At 66.3% G+C, this 19,303-nt stretch carries 20 protein-coding genes; 7 read left to right on the top strand and 13 right to left on the bottom strand.

Annotated features, from left to right (window positions below; translation table 11 throughout):
- Positions 1–163 precede the first annotated feature (163 nt).
- Positions 164–382 carry a hypothetical protein gene (locus HCU76_RS28050; protein ID WP_218511149.1) on the top strand — a complete coding sequence of 73 codons (219 nt, stop codon included), beginning with the start codon at positions 164–166 and terminating at the stop codon, positions 380–382.
- Between the two features lie 16 nt (positions 383–398).
- Here HCU76_RS28050 and HCU76_RS28045 read toward each other — a convergent pair whose 3' ends face one another.
- Entirely contained in the window at positions 399–899 is a 501-nt protein-coding gene (locus HCU76_RS28045) for a thermonuclease family protein (RefSeq protein WP_218511148.1), read from the bottom strand.
- A 78-nt stretch (positions 900–977) separates the two neighbouring features.
- Between HCU76_RS28045 and HCU76_RS28040 the strand changes: the two genes are divergently transcribed.
- On the top strand, positions 978–2,378 hold the full coding sequence (locus HCU76_RS28040; protein WP_371319912.1) for a DUF2252 domain-containing protein: 1,401 nt from the start codon (positions 978–980) through the stop codon (positions 2,376–2,378).
- A gap of 24 nt (positions 2,379–2,402) precedes the next feature.
- On the opposite strand, the gene HCU76_RS28035 is transcribed toward HCU76_RS28040, so the two are convergent.
- Positions 2,403–4,052 (bottom strand): 3-(methylthio)propionyl-CoA ligase, encoded by a 1,650-nt coding sequence (locus HCU76_RS28035; RefSeq protein WP_218511147.1) that lies wholly within the window; start codon positions 4,050–4,052, stop codon positions 2,403–2,405.
- A gap of 138 nt (positions 4,053–4,190) precedes the next feature.
- On the opposite strand from HCU76_RS28035, the gene HCU76_RS28030 reads away from it, so the two are divergent.
- On the top strand, positions 4,191–5,198 hold the full coding sequence (locus tag HCU76_RS28030) for a P1 family peptidase (RefSeq protein WP_218511146.1): 1,008 nt from the start codon (positions 4,191–4,193) through the stop codon (positions 5,196–5,198).
- Here HCU76_RS28030 and HCU76_RS28025 read toward each other — a convergent pair.
- Positions 5,124–5,477: a hypothetical protein gene (locus HCU76_RS28025; RefSeq protein ID WP_218511145.1), complete on the bottom strand. Its 354-nt coding sequence runs from the start codon at positions 5,475–5,477 to the stop codon at positions 5,124–5,126. The genes HCU76_RS28030 and HCU76_RS28025 overlap by 75 nt on opposite strands.
- A gap of 204 nt (positions 5,478–5,681) precedes the next feature.
- Positions 5,682–6,413, bottom strand: a complete 732-nt coding sequence (locus HCU76_RS28020; RefSeq protein WP_218511144.1) for a LuxR C-terminal-related transcriptional regulator — start codon at positions 6,411–6,413, stop codon at positions 5,682–5,684.
- 197 nt (positions 6,414–6,610) lie between these two features.
- Between HCU76_RS28020 and HCU76_RS28015 the strand changes: the two genes are divergently transcribed.
- Entirely contained in the window at positions 6,611–7,948 is a 1,338-nt protein-coding gene (locus HCU76_RS28015; protein ID WP_218511143.1) for a TAXI family TRAP transporter solute-binding subunit, read from the top strand.
- A 9-nt stretch (positions 7,949–7,957) separates the two neighbouring features.
- On the opposite strand, the gene HCU76_RS28010 is transcribed toward HCU76_RS28015, so the two are convergent.
- The 4 genes from HCU76_RS28010 to HCU76_RS27995 all read right to left on the bottom strand — a co-directional run bounded on the left by HCU76_RS28010 (position 7,958) and on the right by HCU76_RS27995 (position 11,861).
- On the bottom strand, positions 7,958–9,370 hold the full coding sequence (locus HCU76_RS28010) for a PQQ-dependent sugar dehydrogenase (RefSeq protein WP_213958354.1): 1,413 nt from the start codon (positions 9,368–9,370) through the stop codon (positions 7,958–7,960).
- Positions 9,371–9,533: 163 nt separating this feature from the next.
- Positions 9,534–11,195, bottom strand: coding sequence for an energy-dependent translational throttle protein EttA (ettA, locus tag HCU76_RS28005; protein ID WP_213958355.1), 1,662 nt, complete (start codon positions 11,193–11,195; stop codon positions 9,534–9,536).
- 17 nt (positions 11,196–11,212) lie between these two features.
- The gene (locus HCU76_RS28000; RefSeq protein WP_256354528.1) at positions 11,213–11,614 is read right to left on the bottom strand and encodes a type II toxin-antitoxin system VapC family toxin; all 402 of its coding nucleotides are present in this window, start codon (positions 11,612–11,614) and stop codon (positions 11,213–11,215) included.
- Positions 11,615–11,624: 10 nt separating this feature from the next.
- The gene (locus tag HCU76_RS27995) at positions 11,625–11,861 is read right to left on the bottom strand and encodes an AbrB/MazE/SpoVT family DNA-binding domain-containing protein (RefSeq protein WP_218511141.1); all 237 of its coding nucleotides are present in this window, start codon (positions 11,859–11,861) and stop codon (positions 11,625–11,627) included.
- 333 nt (positions 11,862–12,194) lie between these two features.
- Here HCU76_RS27995 and HCU76_RS27990 point away from each other — a divergent pair, with 333 nt between their 5' ends.
- A complete protein-coding gene (locus HCU76_RS27990; RefSeq protein WP_218511140.1) occupies positions 12,195–14,081 on the top strand; it encodes a DEAD/DEAH box helicase in 1,887 nt (628 codons plus the stop codon).
- A gap of 115 nt (positions 14,082–14,196) precedes the next feature.
- Positions 14,197–14,592: an MAPEG family protein gene (locus HCU76_RS27985; protein WP_213958359.1), complete on the top strand. Its 396-nt coding sequence runs from the start codon at positions 14,197–14,199 to the stop codon at positions 14,590–14,592.
- 28 nt (positions 14,593–14,620) lie between these two features.
- Here HCU76_RS27985 and HCU76_RS27980 read toward each other — a convergent pair whose 3' ends face one another.
- Positions 14,621–15,001 (bottom strand): hypothetical protein, encoded by a 381-nt coding sequence (locus tag HCU76_RS27980; protein ID WP_213958360.1) that lies wholly within the window; start codon positions 14,999–15,001, stop codon positions 14,621–14,623.
- Between the two features lie 59 nt (positions 15,002–15,060).
- On the opposite strand from HCU76_RS27980, the gene HCU76_RS27975 reads away from it, so the two are divergent.
- Positions 15,061–16,074: an endonuclease/exonuclease/phosphatase family protein gene (locus HCU76_RS27975; RefSeq protein ID WP_218511139.1), complete on the top strand. Its 1,014-nt coding sequence runs from the start codon at positions 15,061–15,063 to the stop codon at positions 16,072–16,074.
- Positions 16,075–16,094: 20 nt separating this feature from the next.
- On the opposite strand, the gene HCU76_RS27970 is transcribed toward HCU76_RS27975, so the two are convergent.
- From HCU76_RS27970 to HCU76_RS27955, 4 genes are all read right to left on the bottom strand, one after another.
- Positions 16,095–16,937: an ABC transporter substrate-binding protein gene (locus tag HCU76_RS27970; protein WP_218511138.1), complete on the bottom strand. Its 843-nt coding sequence runs from the start codon at positions 16,935–16,937 to the stop codon at positions 16,095–16,097.
- A 43-nt stretch (positions 16,938–16,980) separates the two neighbouring features.
- A complete protein-coding gene (locus HCU76_RS27965) occupies positions 16,981–17,715 on the bottom strand; it encodes an amino acid ABC transporter ATP-binding protein (protein ID WP_213958417.1) in 735 nt (244 codons plus the stop codon).
- A 95-nt stretch (positions 17,716–17,810) separates the two neighbouring features.
- Entirely contained in the window at positions 17,811–18,575 is a 765-nt protein-coding gene (locus HCU76_RS27960; protein ID WP_213958363.1) for an amino acid ABC transporter permease, read from the bottom strand.
- Between the two features lie 5 nt (positions 18,576–18,580).
- Positions 18,581–19,282, bottom strand: a complete 702-nt coding sequence (locus tag HCU76_RS27955; protein ID WP_213958364.1) for an amino acid ABC transporter permease — start codon at positions 19,280–19,282, stop codon at positions 18,581–18,583.
- Positions 19,283–19,303: the final 21 nt, after the last annotated feature.

Below are 19,303 nucleotides of genomic sequence, written 5' to 3'. Positions count from 1 at the left end.
GCGAGCGTGCAACTGATCACGCCGGAGGCCTTCTTCGACCGGCCGGCCACTGGATTGCCGCTACGACAAAAGTTAGTCTGGACGCGGGAGTTTCAAATCCGTCGAGGCCGTTCGTTCTAAGTCTGCGAGCCGCGAGAACGGATCCCCCGCGAAAGGACACGCCATGAGCACGCACATTGAACTGATCGTCGACGAGCCCATACCGGGCCACTATTGCTGGGTCCTGCTCAAGCAGGAATCGCCCGACCAGAACCCGGTGCCGGTCGACTACGCCGCCGGCCCGATGCCCACCTACACGGCCGCGATGATGGCCGGCATTGCCGCCCTCGAGCGCCGCGCCGAAGCGCACGCGGCGCAGGACGGGCCGAACACGCTCCACTGATCCAGCCCCCGCGCTATCAGCGCGGACGCGGGTGCTCCTGGCGCCAGGTCCATGGCGCCACCGGATCGTCGTCCTTCCACAGCCCCGCGTGCTTCGCCCTTGCCTCGTACTCCGCAAACTCATACTGGCCGCGCTCCTGCGGCGTCTGTTCCCTCGCGAAATGCGGCTCCCACCACGCCAGGCCCAGCGTGACCATGGCGAGCCCCGCGTCCAGCGTCCTGGCACACGGCTCTCGCGTGCATGAAGACGGCGCGACCATCACCCTGCACACGCTCCTGCCGTAGCGATCCGGGCTGGCACGGCATTCGAGCGCCACCATCCTGTCGAGCACGAGCCCCTGCAATGCCTGCCTGGCGCGATGCCCGAAAGCCTGGTTGCTCTCCGGTGCATCGATGCCCGCGAGGCGAACCGTGACGAGGTTCTGCGGCAGCGCTGCTTCGTCGCAGAGCGCCTTGAGGGTGTCGCCATCCGAGACGGAGAGGACGAGGCAAAGGATGGCGGCGGCGGCAATGGGCATGAAGCATATGGTGCCAAACAAATCGAGTTGCGCTACGCTCAATGCCGCCAGCCTCGATCGCGGCTGAATGGAGTACATGTGGCAAAGGAACAGAAGAAGAAGCTCGCCGCGCCAGCGCAACCACGCCTATCGCGCGCCGAACAGCAGGCGCTCGGCAAGGGCATGCGCGAGAAGTGCCCGCGCGAATCGCACGCCGCGTGGCAACCGTCGTCCCGCCGCCCCGACCCGTTGGCCGTGTTGGCCCAGGCCAACCAGGGCCGCGACCCGCAGCTGGTGCCGCTGCGGATGGGCCGCATGGTGCGCACGCCCTTCACCTTCTATCGCGGTGCCGCGCTCAACATGGCGGACGACTTGGCGCACACGCGCGTCACCGGCATGCGCGTGCAGGCGTGCGGCGACTGCCACCTGATGAACTTCGGCGCCTTTGCCACGCCGGAGCGGCGGATGATCTTCGACATCAACGACATGGACGAGACGCTCCCCGCGCCCTGGGAGTGGGACGTCAAGCGGCTGGCGGCCAGCTTCGTGGTCGCAGGCCGCAACAACGGGTTCAGCGCGAGCGCCGCGCGCGATGCGGCGCTTGCCTGCGTGCGCAGCTATCGCGAACGCATGGACGAGTACAGCCGGATGTCGGTGCTGGACGTCTGGTATTCATGCGTCGAGATCGAGGAGGCGCTGAAAACCATCGGCGACGACTCGACCCGCAAGCGCATGCAGAAGCGCGTGGACGCGGCACGCCAGCGCAGCGTGCTCGAGCACGACTTTCCCAAGCTCGCAGCACTGGCGGGAGCGGCGCCGGCCATCAAGGACAACCCGCCGCTCATCTACCACCCGCGCGACGAGCACGAGCAATCCCTGCTCGACCGCACCCGCGAGGCCTTCGGCACCTACCGCGAATCGGTGCAGGAAGACAGGCGCGCCCTGATCGACCGCTACGAAATCAAGGACGTCGCGATCAAGGTGGTGGGCGTCGGCAGCGTCGGCACCTTCTGCGCCGTGATGCTGCTGATGGCCGGCAAGAGCGACCCACTCTTCCTGCAGGTGAAGGAGGCGCGCGCGTCGGTGCTGGAGGCCTACGCCGGCAAGAGCCTGCACCCCAACCACGGCCAGCGCGTGGTGAACGGCTACCGCCTGATCCAGTCGGCCAGCGACATCTTCCTCGGCTGGACCGAGGGCGGTCTCGGCCGCCATTTCTTCGTGCGGCAACTCCGGGACATGAAGGTCAGCGCGCTGGTCGATGCCTTCTCTCCGGGCGTCATGAACGACTACGCCATGCTGTGCGGCTGGACGCTCGCGCGTGCCCATGCGCGCTCCGGCGCGCCCGCGCAGATCAGCGGGTACCTCGGCAAGAGCGACGCCTTCGACAAGGCGATCGCCAAGTTCGCAAGCGCCTACGCGGACCAGAACGAACGCGACCACGACGTGCTGAGGAAGGCCGTGCTGTCGGCACAGGTCGAGGCAGTCGTCGAGCCCGACTGAACGGGCGCGACTGGCGGTGGCCGGCTACGTCGCGGCGACTGCCGTCGGCAACACGTAGTCGCGGTACTGTTCGCGCAGCTTCATCTTCAGCAGCTTGCCGGTGGCGGTGTGCGGCAGTTCGGGCACGAACAGCACCTCGTCGGGCAACCACCACTTGGCGATGCGTTGGCCGAGAAATTCGAGCACCTGCTCGCGCGTGACTTCGTGCCCCGGCCGCCTGACGATGAGCAGCAGCGGCCGCTCCTGCCAGGTCGGATGCGACACGCCGATGATGCAGGCCTCGGCGACGCCGGGGCAGCCCATCGCCGCGTTCTCGACGTCGATCGACGAGATCCATTCGCCGCCCGACTTGATCACGTCCTTGGCGCGATCCACCAGTTGCAGGAAGCCATCGGGGTCGATGGTCGCGATGTCGCCGGTGCGGAAGTAGCCTTCGGCGTCGAGTGGCGATCCGCCTTCGCCGCGGTAGTAGCCACTCGCAATCCACGGGCCGCGCACGTAGAGGTGGCCGAAGGCCTTGCCGTCCCAGGGCTGCACCGTGCCCTCGTCGTCGACGATCTTCAGGTCCACGCCCCAGACGCCGCGGCCCTGCTTGAGCTTGATCCTGAGCTGGTCTTCCTCGGGCATCCGCTTGTGCTTGTCCAGCAGCGTGTTGATGGCGCCGATGGGGCTGGTCTCGGTCATGCCCCATCCCTGGACCACCTCGGCGCCGAAATCGCGCTCGAAGCGCTCCAGCATGGCGCGCGACAGCGCCGCACCGCCGATGCCGATGCGCTTGATGCCGAGCGCGCGCGCATCCAGTTCGGGATGCGCATCGAGGTACTGGAACAGCAGCATCCACACCGTGGGCACGCCTTGGGAGAAGGTCACCCTCTCGTCGCGCATCAGCGTGTAGACGCTGTGACCGTCGAGGTGCGGGCCGGGGAACACCATCTTGGCGCCCACCATGGCCGCGGCATACGGCGTGCCCCAGCCGTTGGCATGGAACATCGGCACGACCAGCAGCAGGGTCTCGGTCGAGCTGATGCCGAAGGTGTCGGGCGCCAGTTCCATCAGGCTGTGCAACACGGTCGAGCGATGCGAATACAGCACGCCCTTGGGGTTGCCGGTGGTGCCCGAGGTGTAGCAGAGCGACGAGGCGGAACGTTCGTCGAACTCGGGCCAGATGTAATCGGTGCCCTGCGCACTGACGATGTCTTCGAAGCACAGCAAGTTGGGCAGGTCGGCCGCTGGCATGTGCGCGCGGTCGGTCATCGCGACGAAGGCCTTCACGGACTGCAGTTTCGGCGCCAGCTTCTCGACCAGCGGTGCGAACATCACGTCGAACATCAGCACGCTGTCCTCGGCGTGGTTGATGATGTAGTCGATCTGCTCCGGAAAGAGCCGCGGGTTCACGGTATGCAGCACCGCGCCCATGCCCGACACGCCGTAGTACAGCTCCAGGTGCCGATGGGAATTCCACGCCAGCGTACCGACGCGATCGCCCGGCCGCACACCCAGCGCGCCCAGCGCCCTGGCGACCTGCTTGGCGCGGTCCCGGATGCCGCGCCAGTTCGTGCGGTGCACCGTGCCCTCGGGCAGGCGCGAGACGATCTCGGTGTCCGGATGAAAGGTGGCCGCATGCTCGACGAGCGAAGAGATAAGCAAAGGGCGGTCCTGCATCAATCCCAGCATGGGCGTGTCTCCGTGGTTTCGTGAAGATGGAAAAGTCGGCGAGCACATCGTCGCCTCTGGATGGGCGCGTGGCAATCCGGGCCAGCCTCATGCAACGTGGCGCAGGCCCGCCCGTGCCCCGCCTTATCATCGCCGCCGATGTCCCACACTCCATTGCCGCCCGCAGGCGCCATCACCGACGTCGCCGGCATCGAGGTCGGCCACTTCTCCGACACCCGCCGTCCGACCGGTTGCACCGTGATCCTCACGCGCGAAGGCGCGGTCGGCGGCGTCGACGTGCGCGGTGCTGCGCCCGGCACGCGCGAGACCGATCTGCTGGCCCCTGGCAACCTGGTCGAGCGCGTGCATGGCGTGATGCTCGCCGGCGGCAGCGCCTGGGGCCTGGCCGCCGCGGAAGGCGCGGTGCGCTGGCTGGAGGAGCGCGGCGTGGGCATGGATGTGCGCTACGGCACGCTGCCCATCGTGCCGGCCGCCGTGCTGTTCGACCTGCCGATGGGCGACCCGCGCATCCGGCCCGACGCGGCGGCGGGCTACGCGGCCTGCCAGGCGGCTTCGCGCCAGCCGCCGGCCGAAGGCAATGTCGGGGCCGGCAGCGGCGCGCTGGTGGGCAAGCTGTTCGGCATCGACCGGGCCATGAAGGGTGGCATCGGCACGGCTTCCGTGACCGTGGCCGGCGTCACGGTCGGCGCGCTGGTCGCATGCAACGCACTGGGCGATGTGATCGACCCCGACACCGGCCAGGTGGTGGCCGGCGCGCTCACGGCGGACGGCCGCTCATTGCTCGACACCCGCCGTGCGCTGCTGCGCGGCGAGTTGCCCCAGCCATTGCTGGCCGGCACCAACACGACACTCGGCGTGGTCGCGACCGATGCGGTGCTGACCAAGGTGCAGGCCAATCGCCTCGCGATGGCGGCGCACGATGGGCTGGCGCGCAGCATCAACCCGGTCCACACGATGAGCGACGGCGACACGCTGTTCGCGCTCGCGACCTGCCGCACGCCCGACACCGGCGCCACGCCGGGCATGACCGTGCTGAGCGCGATGGCGGCCGAGGCAGTGGCGCGGGCGACGCTACGCGCCGTGCGTGCTGCGGAATCGCTGACGGTGGGCGGCCGCCATGCGCTGGCCGCGCGGGACCTGCGGTAGCGGCGGCGCTGCGAAGGCAGCCGGCACGCCCGGCTTCGCGCGCGGCCCGATCGTCGGTGCGTGGTCGAGCGAAAGCTTGTCGAAGTCGCCCCGCACGACAGCCACCAGGTCCAGTGCGACGAGGACCAATCCGCATCCCGCCGCGCAACGCACCAAGTCGCTGACCAGCCGAAATTCGGGAAAGATGTCCTGCCCCGCCAGCACGGCAAGCAATCCGATCGATACCACCTGCACCGCGACCTGCGCGGCAACCGGAAGACGCAGGCTTTCTTGTGTCATAGGCACACCTCCCGCTCGGTAGGTTCAGGCCGCCGCCCATCGGCACGATGACTGGGAGGCGTTTTCATGCGGCCTGGCCGATGTCGACGAGCAGCGAACCGGCCCATGAAATGTAGATATTGGACGGTCTCGTATCAATTCCCCCGCTTGGGTGCATTCATTCCTGCATACCTGGTTTGTATGCCATGCGTGCATGCCGCGCGGTCAATCATTTGGCCTCGCGAGATCGGGCTGGGTCGCCAGGATCATCGAGACCAGTTCGGTCCGGTTCTTCACGCCGCATCGGCGCATGAGCGGGCTGATCCTGCTCTTGATGGTTTCGGCGCTCTTGCCGAGCAACTGGCCGATCTCCTTGTTGGTCTTGCCCTGAATCAGAAGTCGGACGATGTCGGTTTCCACCGGTGTCAACCTGAGGCGCCTGGCCGGTGCATCGGGCACCGCCATCGGCGACGGCTGCACCCGACACAGTGCCCTGTGAAGCGCAGGCAGCAGCGCATGCTTCAGCGCTTCGCCGCGTGCCTCGAATTCGGGCGGCACGTTGTACAACGCAATCGAGGCCATGAAGTGCTCCGGTCCGTGCGCAAAAATACCCGTCAGGCCCAGCAGGTTGTACAAGCCGGCACCCGTGAAACCGGCCAGCCACCGGGGGTCCAGGCCCTCGATGTCGCCTGCGCGGCCCGCGTCGAAAAAGAGGTGCCCCTTGTTGGAGGACATGATCCGGGTCATCAGCGGGCTGATCACATTCGCACCAAGCCGCACAATCGATTTCAGGTACGGCTCGGGAAGGCTCGCGTTGATCAGCTGTATCCCGGTATAGCCGGCCGAATGGGCCAGGGCCTGGCCAGCCACCGCCGCACGATGCGGCACCAGCTCCTGAAGCGGCCCATCCATCCACTGCATCAGTGAATTGGCATGATCGACCTTTTCCAGGCTCATGGCCCAGCCGGCGCCCGGCGTTTGTATAGTCACTTCATTCCCCCTGAAAGGCCGCTCGTGCGGAAGACGCAGCCTGCTTTCAACGCACGACGATCACACTGGCGTGTTACCAAGTGCAACGCGTCTGCCATTCTCACGACGAGACGGAAGGCGCGTCAAATGCTTTGCCTGCAGCAGCCCCTACCTGAACACTTTCGATGCACATGCCACGCGCACTTCGTCTCTTTCTGCTGACCATCCGGGACCTGATCGTCTCGGTCGGGCCTGTGATCTTCATCGTGATCGGGCTGCTGATCGCGGCGTACTGGTACCTCGACCCGCAGCCGCCCAAGAGCGTCGTGCTGGCGACCGGGCCCCAGGGCAGCGCCTATGCCGAGTTCGGCAAGCGCTACCAGCAGGCGCTCGCCGCCAGCGGCATCAAGGTCGAGTTGAAGACCACCGAGGGCGCGCTCGACAACCTGGCGCTGCTGCGCAGCGGCGGCGCCGACGTGGCCTTCGTGCGCGGCGGCGCGGCCGATGCGGTGGCGGATGAAGAGGCGGGCATCACCTCGCTGGGCAGCCTGTTCTACGAGCCGGTGTGGGTGTTCTACCGCGAGGAGGCGGGCCGCAAGATCGACCGCAAGACGGGCTTGCTCACGTCGTTGGCGCAACTGAAGGGCCTGCGCGTCAATGTCGACAAGCCCGGCAGCGGCGTGCCGCAGATCATGGACAAGCTGTTCGCCGCCAACCACATGGACGCGAAGGACATGGAGCTTTCGAACCTCGACCCGGCGCCGGCCGACGCGGCGCTGCAGGCCGGGCTGATCGATGTGGTCGTGCTCGCGTCGGCGCCGCAGTCGCCGCTGGTGCGTGAACTGATGCGTGCGCCGAACATCAAGCTGATGCCCTTCGACCAGGGCGACGCCTACGCGCGGCGCTTCGCCTTCCTGTCTCCCGTGGCCTTGCCGCGCGGCGTGGTCACGCTGGACAAGGACATTCCGCCGCACGACGTGGCGCTGCTGGCCGCCACGACCTCGCTGCTGTCGCGCGAGCAGACCCACCCGGCCTTGCGCCAGCTGTTCGCGCAGACCGCGCAGAAGCTGCACGGCGAGGCGGGCTGGTTCAATCGCGCACGCGATTTCCCCAACACGCGCACCAGCGAACTGCCGGTCAGCCCCGAGGGCGACCGCGCCATCAACGGCACGCCGCCGTTCTGGCAACGCTACCTGCCGTTCTGGGCGAGCAATCTGGTCGAGCGCATGTGGCTGGTGATCGGCGGCCTGATCGTGCTGATGCTGCCGCTGTCGAAGGTGGTGCCGCCGCTCTACACCTTCCGCGTGCGCTCGCGCGTGTTCCGCTGGTACGCGCGGCTGCGCGAGGTGGAGGCGAAGCTGGAAAACGGCACCGGCGAGCACGATGCGCTCCTCAAGGAGCTCGACGACATCGACCGCAAGGTCAACAAGGTGGCCGTGCCGCTGTCGTATGCCGACGAGCTTTATGCGCTGCGCAACAACATCTTCGCCGTGCGCAAGCGGGTGCTCGCCGCACGGGAGTGAAGTGTCCGGTCAGCGCGTGAGGCGCAGCAGCTTGCCGCTGGCGCCATCGGTCAGCACGTAGAGCCAGCCGTCCGGCCCCTGACGCACATCGCGGATGCGCTCGACGCGCTCGGCCAGCAGGCGCTCTTGCGATGTGACCGTATCGCCGTTGAGCGTCAGGCGCCACAACGAAACGCCGGCAAGCGCCCCGACGAACAGGTTGCCTTGCCATTCCGGGATGTTCGACGCCGAATAGAAGGCAATCCCACTCGGCGCGGTCGACGACTTCTGCGTGCCCGGCGTCCAGGCCGATCCGTCGAACTTCTGCCAGTACCAGGCGGGTTGCTCCATGCCGGCCTTGGCCGTGCCTTCGCCCACCTGGGTCAGCGTGCCGTATTCCTGGCCGTAGCTGATGATGGGCCAGCCGTAGTTGCGGCCCGCCTGCGTCAGGTTGACCTCGTCGCCGCCTTGCGGGCCGTGCTCGCTGGTCCACAACTGGTTGGTCCCGGGCCGCATGGCCGCGCCCTGCGGGTTGCGGTGACCGTAGCTCCAGATGGCCGGCTGCGCGCCCGCCACGCCGAAGTTCGGGTTGCCGGGCGCCGGAGCGCCGTCGGTGGTGATGCGCACCACCTTGCCATTGCCTCGCGTCAAGTCCTGCGCAAAGCCGCGCTGGGTGTCGAGCTGCCGCTCGCCCATCGTCACGAACAGGTAGCCCTGGTTGTCGAACGCGAGCCGCGAGCCGAAGTGCCCCTCGCTCGCGACTTTGGGCGCCTGTCGATAGATGACCGTGACATTCGACAGCGTGCGGTTGTCCGCATCGATCACGGCGCGCAGCACTGCGGTGCCGTTGAGCGTGGCATCGGCGGCGTCGCTTTCGGCGAAGGTCATGTAGATGCGCCTGTTGGCGGCAAAGGCCGGATCGAGCGCGACATCGAGCAAGCCGCCCTGGCCCGTGCTGTCGACCGCGGGCACGCAGCACACCACATCGTTGCCGCCATTGATGGCAGAGGCATCGGCATTGCGGATGTGCAATCGGCCCGTGCGCTCCGTGATGAGCATGCGGCCATCGGGCAGGAAGGCGAGCGACCAGGGAGAAGGCAGGCCCGTGGCCACCTCGGTCACTTTGAGCGGACCCGACGGCGGCGCTGGCGTCGGCGCGGCAGCGGGTGGTGGCGCGGCGACCGGGGTTCCGGCGGCGGGGGGGGCCGGAGGTCCGGCTGAAGGTCCGGGCGCTGGAGCGGGTGCGGATGGCGGTCCGGCAACGGGCGTGCCGGCAGGGGACGGTGCGGGTGGCGTGGTGCCGGCAGGCGCCGGTGCAGGTGCCGGCGCGCCCTCCGTCGCGGTCGGGCTGACCGCCGCGACGGGGAATGCGACGCCACCGCCACCGCCCCCACCGCCACAACTCGCCAGCAACACGGGTGCGGCGGCCCAAAGCAAACGCATCGACGTTGTCATCCCTGACCTTCTTTCTTTATCGGTGATCTACGACAGCATATGGTGCCCATGGTGCGACTGTCGGGGCACCAGACGCTCAAAAAAAACCGCCTTGCGGCGGTTTCGTTTGTAAGCGCAGGCCCCGTTTGGGGGCCCTTGTAGCCCAGGCGTTCTACTTGAGCGCCTTGTACCGCATGCGATGCGGCCGCGCGCCTTCTTCACCCAGGCGCCGCTTCTTGTCGGCTTCGTACTCCTGGTAGTTGCCGTCGAAGAAGGTCCACTGGCTGTCGCCCTCGGCCGCGAGGATGTGCGTGGCGATGCGGTCGAGGAACCAGCGGTCATGGCTGATGACCAGCACCGAGCCGGCGAATTCGAGCAGCGCATCTTCCAGCGCGCGCAGCGTTTCAACGTCGAGGTCGTTCGACGGTTCGTCCAGCATCAGCACGTTGCCGCCCGCGATCAGGGTCTTGGCCAGGTGCAGGCGACCGCGCTCGCCGCCCGACAGCGTGCCGACCTTCTTCTGCTGGTCGCTGCCGTTGAAGTTGAAGCGGCCCGCATACGCCCGGCTGGCCATCTGGAACTTGCCGACGTTGATGATGTCGAGGCCGTTCGAGATGTCTTCCCAGACGGTCTTGTTGTTGGCGAGTTCGTCGCGGTGCTGGTCGACGAAGGCCATCTTCACGGTGGAGCCGACGATGACTTCACCCGAATCCGGCTTTTCCTTGCCCGCGATCAGCTTGAACAGCGTCGACTTGCCGGCGCCGTTCGGGCCGATGATGCCGACGATGGCGCCTGCCGGCACGTTGAAGCTCAGGTTGTCGATCAGCAGGCGGTCACCGAAGGACTTGCTGACGTTCTTGAACTCGAACACCTGGTTGCCCAGGCGCTCGGCCACGGGGATGAAGATTTCCTGCGTCTCGTTGCGGCGCTGGTATTCGACATCGCTCAGCTCCTCGAAGCGGGCCAGGCGCGACTTGCTCTTGGCCTGGCGTGCCTTCGGGTTCTGGCGCGACCATTCGAGTTCCTTCTTCAGCGCCTTGGCATGGGCCTCTTCGCTCTTCTGCTCCTGCGCCAGGCGCTCGCCCTTTTGCTCGAGCCAGGTGCTGTAGTTGCCCTTCCATGGAATGCCGCGACCGCGGTCCAGCTCCAGGATCCACTCGGCTGCGTTGTCGAGGAAGTAGCGATCGTGGGTGATGGCCACGACGGTGCCGGTGAAGCGCTTGAGGAACACTTCCAGCCACTCGACGGATTCGGCGTCAAGGTGGTTGGTGGGTTCGTCGAGCAGCAGCATGTCGGGCTTGGACAGCAGCAGGCGGCACAGCGCGACGCGGCGCTTTTCACCGCCAGACAACACGCCGATCTGGGCGTCCCACGGCGGCAGGCGCAGCGCGTCGGCAGCGATCTCGAGTTGGTGCTCGGAGTCGGTGCCGGCGGTAGCGATGATGGCTTCGAGTTCGGCCTGCTCGGCGGCCAGCGCATCGAAGTCCGCGTCTTCGGCCGCGTACAGCTCGTACACCTGTTCGAGCCGGGCCTTGGCCGCGTAGACCGCGCCCATCGACTCTTCCACGGACTCGCGCACCGTGTGCTCGGCGTTGAGCTTGGGTTCCTGCTCGAGGTAGCCGATGGTGAGGCCGGGCATCGGGATGGCCTCGCCTTCGATCTCCTTGTCGACGCCGGCCATGATCTTCAGCAGCGAGGACTTGCCGGAGCCGTTCAGGCCCAGAACGCCGATCTTGGCGCCGGGGAAGAAGCTGAGGGAGATGTCCTTCAAGATCTGTCGCTTGGGCGGCACGGTCTTGCTGACGCGGTTCATTGTGTAGACGTACTGGGCCATGTTGGGTGTCTTTGTCTTTACTGGGGTGAAATCAGGTTGATCTTGGGAAAGTAGGTCTTGTAGCGGGCGCGGTCGCGTGACACGAGCGTGCACCCTAGCAGTTGGGCATGCGCGCCGATGTAGAAATCAGGCAGCAGCGAAGGTCGCGTGCCGCCCGCCTTGCGGTATTTTCGGAACGCCACCGCCGCACCGCGTGCAGCGGCATACGGCAGCTCCAGCCGCTCGTAAAGCCGCGCGGGCAAAGCGGCATCGGTGTCGCGGTCGGAGTTGAAATAGGCCGACACCTCGGCATAGATGAGCGGGTTGATGGCCAGCTTGCCGCGCCCGAGGCAGTCGGTGATGGCAGCGGCGGACCAGTCCATCCACTTCGGGTCTTCATGAATCACGTCGATCAGCACGTTGCTGTCGATCAGGAACATCTCGCTCACTTCAGCGCGCGCCCCGCGTCATCTCGAGCCACTCGTCGGCCGACATGTCGAGATTGGACGTGGCGCTGCCACGCAGCAAGGCGATGGCTTCCTCGGCAGGCGTGTTCTTGCGCTTCACGGGACGGACCACGATCTGCTTGTTCTTGTATTCGAATTCAACCTCGTCGTAGGGCTTGAGCCCGGCGAGTTCGCGGATGTTCTGGGGAATGGTGACCTGCCCCTTGGAAGTGAGTCGCATGCCGCGCTCCTGGTAATACTGGCGTGGTAAGAGTTTAACGCATGACCCCAGCGCATCGGTTGCGGGGGCCGGGCGGGCCCGTTTGCAGGAACCTGGACAAGGCCTTTCGGAAGCGTCCGGGTCGCGGTTTTGCCGAGTCATGCGACAATACGGGTCGTTGCCGGGTCCAGTTGCCCGCAACAGCGGCTCTTCCGCCGGGGACAAGTCGGCTTATCACAGGCCTTCGGCTCCCACCCTTGATCTCATCAGCCTTTACTGGCCGGGTCGCTCCCAAACAAAAGAGCACCACGGCGGGCCGATGCCACTGCGCCATGGAAGGCGCTATTACTCTCAATGAACTTTGACGATCTGAAGTTGGCTCCGGCCATCCTGAAGGCTGTGCACGAGCACGGCTACGACACCCCCACCCCCATCCAGGCACAAGCCATCCCCGTGGTCCTCGAAGGCCACGACCTGCTGGGCGGCGCCCAGACCGGCACCGGCAAGACGGCAGCCTTCACGCTGCCGATGCTGCATCGCCTGGCCACCGGCGAGACGGCCACCAACAAGTTCGGCGGCATCGGCATCCGTGCCCTGGTGCTGACCCCCACGCGTGAACTCGCGGCCCAGGTCGAGGAGTCCGTGCGCACCTACGGCAAGTACCTCGAACTCGACTCCACCGTGATCTTCGGCGGCGTCGGCATGAACCCGCAGATCAGCAAGCTCAAGAAGGGTGTCGACATCCTCGTGGCCACGCCGGGCCGCCTGCTGGACCTGCAGCAGCAAGGCATGCTGGACCTGGCGCAAGTCCAGATCCTGGTGCTCGACGAAGCCGACCGCATGCTCGACATGGGCTTCATCCATGACGTGAAGAAGGTGCTGGCACTGGTGCCGAAGGACAAGCAGAGCCTGCTGTTCTCAGCCACCTTCAGCGACGAGATCCGCGATCTCGCGGCCACGCTGCTGAAGAATCCGCAAAGCGTGCAGGTCACGCCGCGCAACACCACGGTGCAGCGCATCACGCAAGTGATCCATCCCGTGGGCCGCGGCAAGAAGAAGCAACTGCTCGCGCACATCATTAACGAGCACAACTGGAGCCAGGTGCTGGTGTTCACGCGCACCAAGTTCGGCGCCAACAACGTGGCCGAGTTCCTGACCAAGAACGGCATCGAAGCGATGGCGCTGCACGGCAACAAGAGCCAGAGCGCGCGCACCCAGGCGCTGGCCGGCTTCAAGAGCGGCGACATCCGCGCGCTGGTCGCCACCGACATCGCTGCCCGCGGCATCGACATCGACGAGTTGCCGCACGTCGTCAACTACGAGATCCCGAACGTCAGCGAAGACTACGTCCACCGCATCGGCCGCACCGGCCGCGCCGGCAACAGCGGCGAGGCCGTGAGCCTGGTCTGCCTCGACGAAGAAGGCTTCATGCTGGAGATCGAGCGCTTCACCAAGCAGACCATCCCGGTCAAGCTGGTCGACGGCTTCGGCCCCGAATCCGGCGAACGCGCCGAGCCGATCGCCATGGGTCGCCAGACGATCTGGGGCGGCGCCGGCCGTCCGCCGAGCCGTGAAGTCATGCAGGCGGCTGCGAAGGCTGCGCGCACCGAGATGCTGCAGCGCGTTCGCGAAAACAAGGCTACGCAAGGTGGCGAGCGTGGCGGCAACGGCGGCGGTCAACGTCGCGGTGGCGGCGCAGGCAATGCAGGTGGTGAAGCCCGCAACGCAGGTGGCGCAAACCACGGCGCCAATGGCGGTGGTACAGGCGGCGGTGCTGGCGGCCAGGGTGGACGTCGCCGTCGCGGCGGAGCAGGTGCCGGCGCAGGCGCTGGCGGTCACCAGGGCGCTGCCCGCGCACCGCAGCCGCACGCCACGCATCACGGCCATCAAGCCAACCACGGCATGCCGCACGAAGAGCGTCAACCGCGCCATCACGGCAACAGCCACAGCCCGACGCAGGCCGACCAGGTCGCGCATCGCCGTGCTGAATCGGTCGTCAGTGGTGTAGCTGCAGGCCAACCGGATCCGTTGCGCACCAGCGTCGACAGCATGGGCGGCGGCCGCGGTCGTCGCACCGGCGGCGGTGGTGGTGGTGGCGGTGGTGGCGGCTACGGCGGTGGCAACCGCTCCGGCGGCGGCGGCCGCTCGAGTGGCGGTGGCTTCGGCGGCGGCGGCGGTGGCCGTTCGGGTGGCGGTGGCTACGGCGGCGGTGGCCGTTCCGGCGGCGGACGCTCGTACTGAGTACGCACCTGCGGACCCAGCATGAAAGGCGCTTCGGCGCCTTTTTCCTTGGGCGGAATGCGTTGCCCACCCTTACACTGGCCGCCCCTCTCGCTCATCCCAACAGGAGACTGCGATGACCAGCACGCTCAGGTACGTCATCTACATGGCCATCTTCAGTTGGCTGCTGCTGCTTGTCGCGAGCCTCATTCGCGTCAGGGGATGGACCTTTGCGGGAACGATGCTCGCCCTCGGCAACCGCGAGAAGATGCCCGAGGCGACACCGTTGGCTGGACGCGCCCTGCGAACGGCGCAGAACACCCTCGAGAATTTCGTGCTCTTCGCGGCGGTCGCGCTGGTCGCCCATGCCGCAGGCGTCGACGGCCCGAAGGTCGCGGCGGGCGCGCAGATCTTCTTCTGGGCCCGCGTCCTCTACGTACCGGTCTACTACGCCGGCATCACCTACCTGCGCACCGGCCTGTGGGTGGTCAGCATCGTTGGCCTGGCCATGATGCTCTCTGCGATCCTGTAGCGGCGCTCGCGATCCGCGGCAGCGCCAGTCAATCCGCTCGCCGATGCTCCTGGTGCTCCTTCTCGAACCGCCGTTCGGCCCCGACAAGGTGGCTGATCAGCACATGCGAGATGAGGTTGACGCCAATACCGCCGAACATCAGCGGGAACAGGTACAGGGCAAATGAAATCTCCGACAGGAACAAGGCGTCATCGGCCAGGGACGGGGTCTTTGCGGCGGCCGCGGCCATGTGCCGCAGGAAGTAGATGTCGACGCCGGCAAGGATGACCAGCGTGACGCCCAGCACGAGCACCGTGATGCGTGATACGGCGCGCTTGTAGAGAAGCGCAACGTAGATACCGATGGGAATGGCGATCGAGCCGATCGCCATGAGCCAGAAGTCCAGTTCCGCAAATACCGAATCGCTCATCTGTGGTGGGGTTGTGCTTGAACGGAGCCGATTCTGCAGGCAAAGCGTTAGATTGCGCCATGCCCGACATCCCTCCCAACTTCGCCACCCTCTTCCTTGCCACCGGCAACCTGCTGAACCTGGCGCTGCCGAACCGCCTCTATTACGAGAACCAGGACGGCTACACGAAGCAGGAGTACGAACGCAAGATCGCATGGACCGGGGAGCGCTTCCGCGCGCTCAACGCGGACGTACTGGCGGTGCAGGAGGTGTGGGATGAAGCGGCGTTCAAGGACGCGATCGGCGCCAGCGGCCTGCGCTATGACTTCGTGTCGGTGCCGGGCGCGGAGAACACGCCGCCGGCCGGAGGCGCGCAGGGCACGCCGTGCGTGGGTATCGCGACGCGCCTGCATGTGGAAAATGTTCGCTCGTTCACCGAGTTCGAGCCGGGCTTCGTCGTCGACGTGCCGGGGCTCGGTCCGCACACGCGCTTCGAGCGCCCGCCGTTGCTGGCCACGGCGCGCATGAAGCATGGCCAGTTGGTGCATGTGATGTCGGTGCACCTGAAGTCGAAGCGGCCCAAGTTCCTGCAGGACGCCAACGGCAATGCCATCGAGGACCGCGACGACCGCAAGGTGGCGGCGCGCGCGTCACTGCGCTCGCTGCTGATGCGCGGCGCGGAGGCGGCTGCGCTGCGCTGCATCGTCATCGACCTGCTGCGCGGCTCCGGCACGCCGCTGGTCGTGATGGGCGACTTCAACGACAGCCCGCACAGCGTGACCACGCAGCTCGTCGCCGCGACTTCGGACGTGGCCTACGACAAGGCCGCGCGCGACGTGGCGCTGTTCAACGCCTACGAGATGCAGGGCGAGTCGGCGCTGAAGAAGGACGTGGCCTATTCGCACATCCACCAGGGTTACCCGGAGGTGCTGGACCAGATCCTGGTCAGCGAGGAGTTCATGCCCGGCAGCCACCACAACCTGGGCGACGTGCGCCGCGTCGACTACTTCAACGACCACCTGCACGAAGGGCGCGACCGCTCGCGCTCGGACCACGGGTTCGTGCGGGCGCTGCTGCGGCTGCGGACGAACTGATCGCCCGGGGGCCGTCAACTTCAGGGAAGCAACTCGAACTTGAGGTCGGCCAGCGGCGTGACCTTCTCGTCGCGCGTCAGCTTGTATTCGGTGTTCGGCCCGAGCCACTTGGCCCAGAGCTTGTCGATCTCGCCGGCCTTGTCGAGCGCGTAGAGCGCGGCGTTGACCTTGGCGAGCAGCACCGGCTCGTCCTTCTTCATGCCGATACCGACCGGCTGCAGCACCATCGGCTCCTTGATCATCTTCAACTCCACGCCGGAAGTCTTCGATTGGTTCACGAGCTTGGTGATGGTCATGGTGTTGGCGACCATGCCCATCGACTTGTTCTGCTGCACGGCCATGAAAGCCGAGCCGGTGTCCTGGAAGGTGACGGGCTCGGAGCCGTTCATCTTGATCGACAGTTCGGAGGTCGAGCCCTTGGTCGAGCTCAGGCGCTTGCCCTTGAAGTCAGCCTTGGTGGTGCCGGGGTCCGACGCCTTCACAGCCAGCATTTCCTTGGCGACGTAGTACGGGTCGCTGAACTGGATCTGCTCGCCGCGGCTCTTGGTATAGGCCAGGTTGGCGACGGTGACGTCGACGCGGCCGAGCTTGACCTCGGGCACGCGCGCTTCCACCGACAGCGGCGTGACCTTGGCCGCGACGCCGAGCTGCTTGGCGAGCGCGTTGCAGAGATCGACGTCGAAGCCCACCATCTCGCGCGTCTTCGGATCGGGTGCGGCGAAGGGCGGCACGTCGGCGAAGGTGCCGCACTTGAGTTCCTTGCGTTGCTGGATCTCGGCCCACTGGTCGGCATGGGCCAGCATGCCCAGCGTGGAAAGGCAGCAGCCGATGGCGGCGAGACGGAAGGCGGTCTTCTTCGACATGATGATGGAACTCCGGTTGGATGATGTGTGAACGTGGTTGGAATCAGTGCGCGCGCAGGTCCGACAGGAAGCGCTTGGCGCGCGGGTGCTGCGGGCTGTTGAAGAAGGTCTCGGGATCGGCCTTTTCGAGGATCTGGCCGGCGTCCATGAACCAGACGCGGTCAGCGACCTCACGGGCGAAGTTCATTTCATGCGTGACGCACATCATGGTCATGCCGTCATTGGCCAGGCTGCGCATCACCGACAACACCTCGCCGACCATCTCGGGGTCCAGCGCGCTGGTCGGTTCGTCGAAGAGCATGGCGGGCGGCTCCATCGCGAGCGCGCGCGCGATGGCCACGCGTTGCTGCTGGCCGCCCGACAACTGCGCCGGATAGGCGCCGGCCTTGTTCGCCAGGCCCACGCGTTCCAGCAACTGCATCGCCTTCTCGCGCGCTGCCGAACGCTTCACGCCGAGCACGCGCATCGGCGACAGCATGATGTTCTCGAGCACCGACAGATGCGGGAACAGGTTGAAGCTCTGGAACACGAAACCGATGCGGCTGCGCAGCTTGTTCAGTGCCGCGCTGCCCATCGGCGCATGGATGTCGTGCCCGTCGAACAGCAGCTGGCCCGACTTCACTTCCTCCAGCCGGTTGACGGTGCGGATCAGCGTCGACTTGCCGGAGCCCGAAGGCCCGCAGACCACGACGACCTCGCCCTTCTTCACTTCGGCACTGACGTCGGTGAGCGCCTGGTAGTCGCCGTACCACTTGTTGATGTTGTTGAACAGAATCATCGGGATGTCCTCGGCGCCTTGCGGGCGGCCCTGGGCTGGAACGGGGGTCATGCGTTTGTCTCCGGATGTTCTGGTTCGGATCGTCTTGTGCGACCTCAGGGAAGGAGGGTTGCCACCGGCGGCGGCAATGCAGCGGCGTCGTCGTCGAGCGCCTTGACCGGCGCGGCACCCCGCCGCTTGTGCGCGATGCGCCGTTCCACCCAATGCGCCAGTTGCGTGAGGCTGAAGCAAACGACGTAGAAGGTCATCGCGAGGATGAAGAAGACCTGGAAGGGCTTGGTCAGCAACTGGTTGTTGATCTGGTTCGCGGCGAAGGTGAGTTCCTGCACGTTGATCACGTAGCCCAGCGTGGTCTCCTTGATGGTGGAGATGAACTGGCTCAGCATGCTCGGCAGCATGTTGTAGAGCGCTTGCGGCAGGATCACGTACCACATGGTTCCGAGATGGCTGTGGCCCAGCGCGCGGGCCGCCTCCGACTGGCCCTTGGGCAAGGACTGGATGCCCGCCCGCACCACTTCCGAGAGATAGGCTCCTTCGTAGATCACCAGCGTGCAGAGCATGGTGGTGAAGCCCGAGACCTCGCGTCCGATCACGATCGGCACCAGGAAGTAGACCCAGAGGATCACCATCAGAAGGGGCACGCCGCGCACCACGTACACCAGCACCGCGGCCGGCCAGCTCAGCAGCTTCCAGGGCGAGAGCCGTGCCAGCGCCAGCAGCACCGACAACGGGAACGCGAGCACGATGCCGAGCACCGACAGCACCAGCGTTGCCACGATGCCGCCCATCGGGCCGTTGGGGTACTGGCCGACGAGCAGCAGCAGCCAGTTGTCGCGCAGGATTTCGTAGATGCTGTACATGGTTCCTACCTCGCGCCGGCAATGCGATAGCGGCGTGCGACGCCGGCGCCGATGGCCATGATCGCCAGCGAGAACACCAGGTACAGCACCGTGGCCACGCTGTAGGCCTCGAAGGCGCGGAAGCTCTGGCTCTCCACCTCCTTGACCGCGTGCGTGAGTTCGGCCACGCCGATGGCCATCGCGAGACTGCTGTTCTTGAAGAGCGACACGCTGTGGTTGATGAGTGCCGGGATCGCGTTGCGAACGGCCTGCGGCAGCATCACGTGCCGCATCGATCCGATGTAGCCGTGGCCGAGGGCGCGCGCAGCCTCGGCCTGCCCTGCCGGGATGGAGCGCAAACCGGAGCGCATGTCTTCGCTGAAGTACGCGGCCTGACACAGGCCGAGCGCGATGATGGAGATGAGCGCCTCGGCGTTGTGGTTCGACAGCCACTCCTGCACGCCGTCCGGCAGCAGGCTGAAGATGCCGAAGTACCAGAGCATCAGCTGCACCAGGGTCGGCACGTTGCGGTGGTAGGAAACATAGGCGGCGACCGCGCGTTCGGCCACGCGATTGGTGCTCAGCCGCACGACCAGCAGCAATACCGCGATGGCCATGGCCAACAGCCAGGAGCCGGCCGCGATCTTCAAGGTCATGACCACGCCGTGCAGCAGCAGGTCGCCAAACTCCGGCTTCAGCAGGATCGCGAGAAGGTCGAAGTCTTTCATGCGCGGGTCCTTGTCGTCGTG

It is taken from the genome of Variovorax sp. dw_308 (assembly GCF_019207085.1).
Taxonomy (GTDB): Bacteria; Pseudomonadota; Gammaproteobacteria; order Burkholderiales; family Burkholderiaceae_C; genus Variovorax.
This window is presented reverse-complemented; position numbering and strand designations above follow the sequence as displayed.

Bases quoted from the DNA above. Each gene is read 5' to 3' on its own strand.
- HCU76_RS28050 (WP_218511149.1), top strand. From the start codon at position 164: ATGAGCACGCACATTGAACTGATCGTCGACGAGCCCATACCGGGCCAC.
- HCU76_RS28045 (WP_218511148.1), bottom strand. From the start codon at position 899: ATGCCCATTGCCGCCGCCGCCATCCTTTGCCTCGTCCTCTCCGTCTCG.
- HCU76_RS28035 (WP_218511147.1), bottom strand. From the start codon at position 4,052: ATGCTGGGATTGATGCAGGACCGCCCTTTGCTTATCTCTTCGCTCGTC.
- HCU76_RS28030 (WP_218511146.1), top strand. From the start codon at position 4,191: ATGTCCCACACTCCATTGCCGCCCGCAGGCGCCATCACCGACGTCGCC.
- HCU76_RS28025 (WP_218511145.1), bottom strand. From the start codon at position 5,477: ATGACACAAGAAAGCCTGCGTCTTCCGGTTGCCGCGCAGGTCGCGGTG.
- HCU76_RS28020 (WP_218511144.1), bottom strand. From the start codon at position 6,413: ATGAGCCTGGAAAAGGTCGATCATGCCAATTCACTGATGCAGTGGATG.
- HCU76_RS28015 (WP_218511143.1), top strand. From the start codon at position 6,611: ATGCACATGCCACGCGCACTTCGTCTCTTTCTGCTGACCATCCGGGAC.
- HCU76_RS28010 (WP_213958354.1), bottom strand. From the start codon at position 9,370: ATGCGTTTGCTTTGGGCCGCCGCACCCGTGTTGCTGGCGAGTTGTGGC.
- ettA (WP_213958355.1), bottom strand. From the start codon at position 11,195: ATGGCCCAGTACGTCTACACAATGAACCGCGTCAGCAAGACCGTGCCG.
- HCU76_RS28000 (WP_256354528.1), bottom strand. From the start codon at position 11,614: ATGTTCCTGATCGACAGCAACGTGCTGATCGACGTGATTCATGAAGAC.
- HCU76_RS27995 (WP_218511141.1), bottom strand. From the start codon at position 11,861: ATGCGACTCACTTCCAAGGGGCAGGTCACCATTCCCCAGAACATCCGC.
- HCU76_RS27990 (WP_218511140.1), top strand. From the start codon at position 12,195: ATGAACTTTGACGATCTGAAGTTGGCTCCGGCCATCCTGAAGGCTGTG.
- HCU76_RS27985 (WP_213958359.1), top strand. From the start codon at position 14,197: ATGACCAGCACGCTCAGGTACGTCATCTACATGGCCATCTTCAGTTGG.
- HCU76_RS27980 (WP_213958360.1), bottom strand. From the start codon at position 15,001: ATGAGCGATTCGGTATTTGCGGAACTGGACTTCTGGCTCATGGCGATC.
- HCU76_RS27975 (WP_218511139.1), top strand. From the start codon at position 15,061: ATGCCCGACATCCCTCCCAACTTCGCCACCCTCTTCCTTGCCACCGGC.
- HCU76_RS27970 (WP_218511138.1), bottom strand. From the start codon at position 16,937: ATGTCGAAGAAGACCGCCTTCCGTCTCGCCGCCATCGGCTGCTGCCTT.
- HCU76_RS27965 (WP_213958417.1), bottom strand. From the start codon at position 17,715: ATGATTCTGTTCAACAACATCAACAAGTGGTACGGCGACTACCAGGCG.
- HCU76_RS27960 (WP_213958363.1), bottom strand. From the start codon at position 18,575: ATGTACAGCATCTACGAAATCCTGCGCGACAACTGGCTGCTGCTGCTC.
- HCU76_RS27955 (WP_213958364.1), bottom strand. From the start codon at position 19,282: ATGAAAGACTTCGACCTTCTCGCGATCCTGCTGAAGCCGGAGTTTGGC.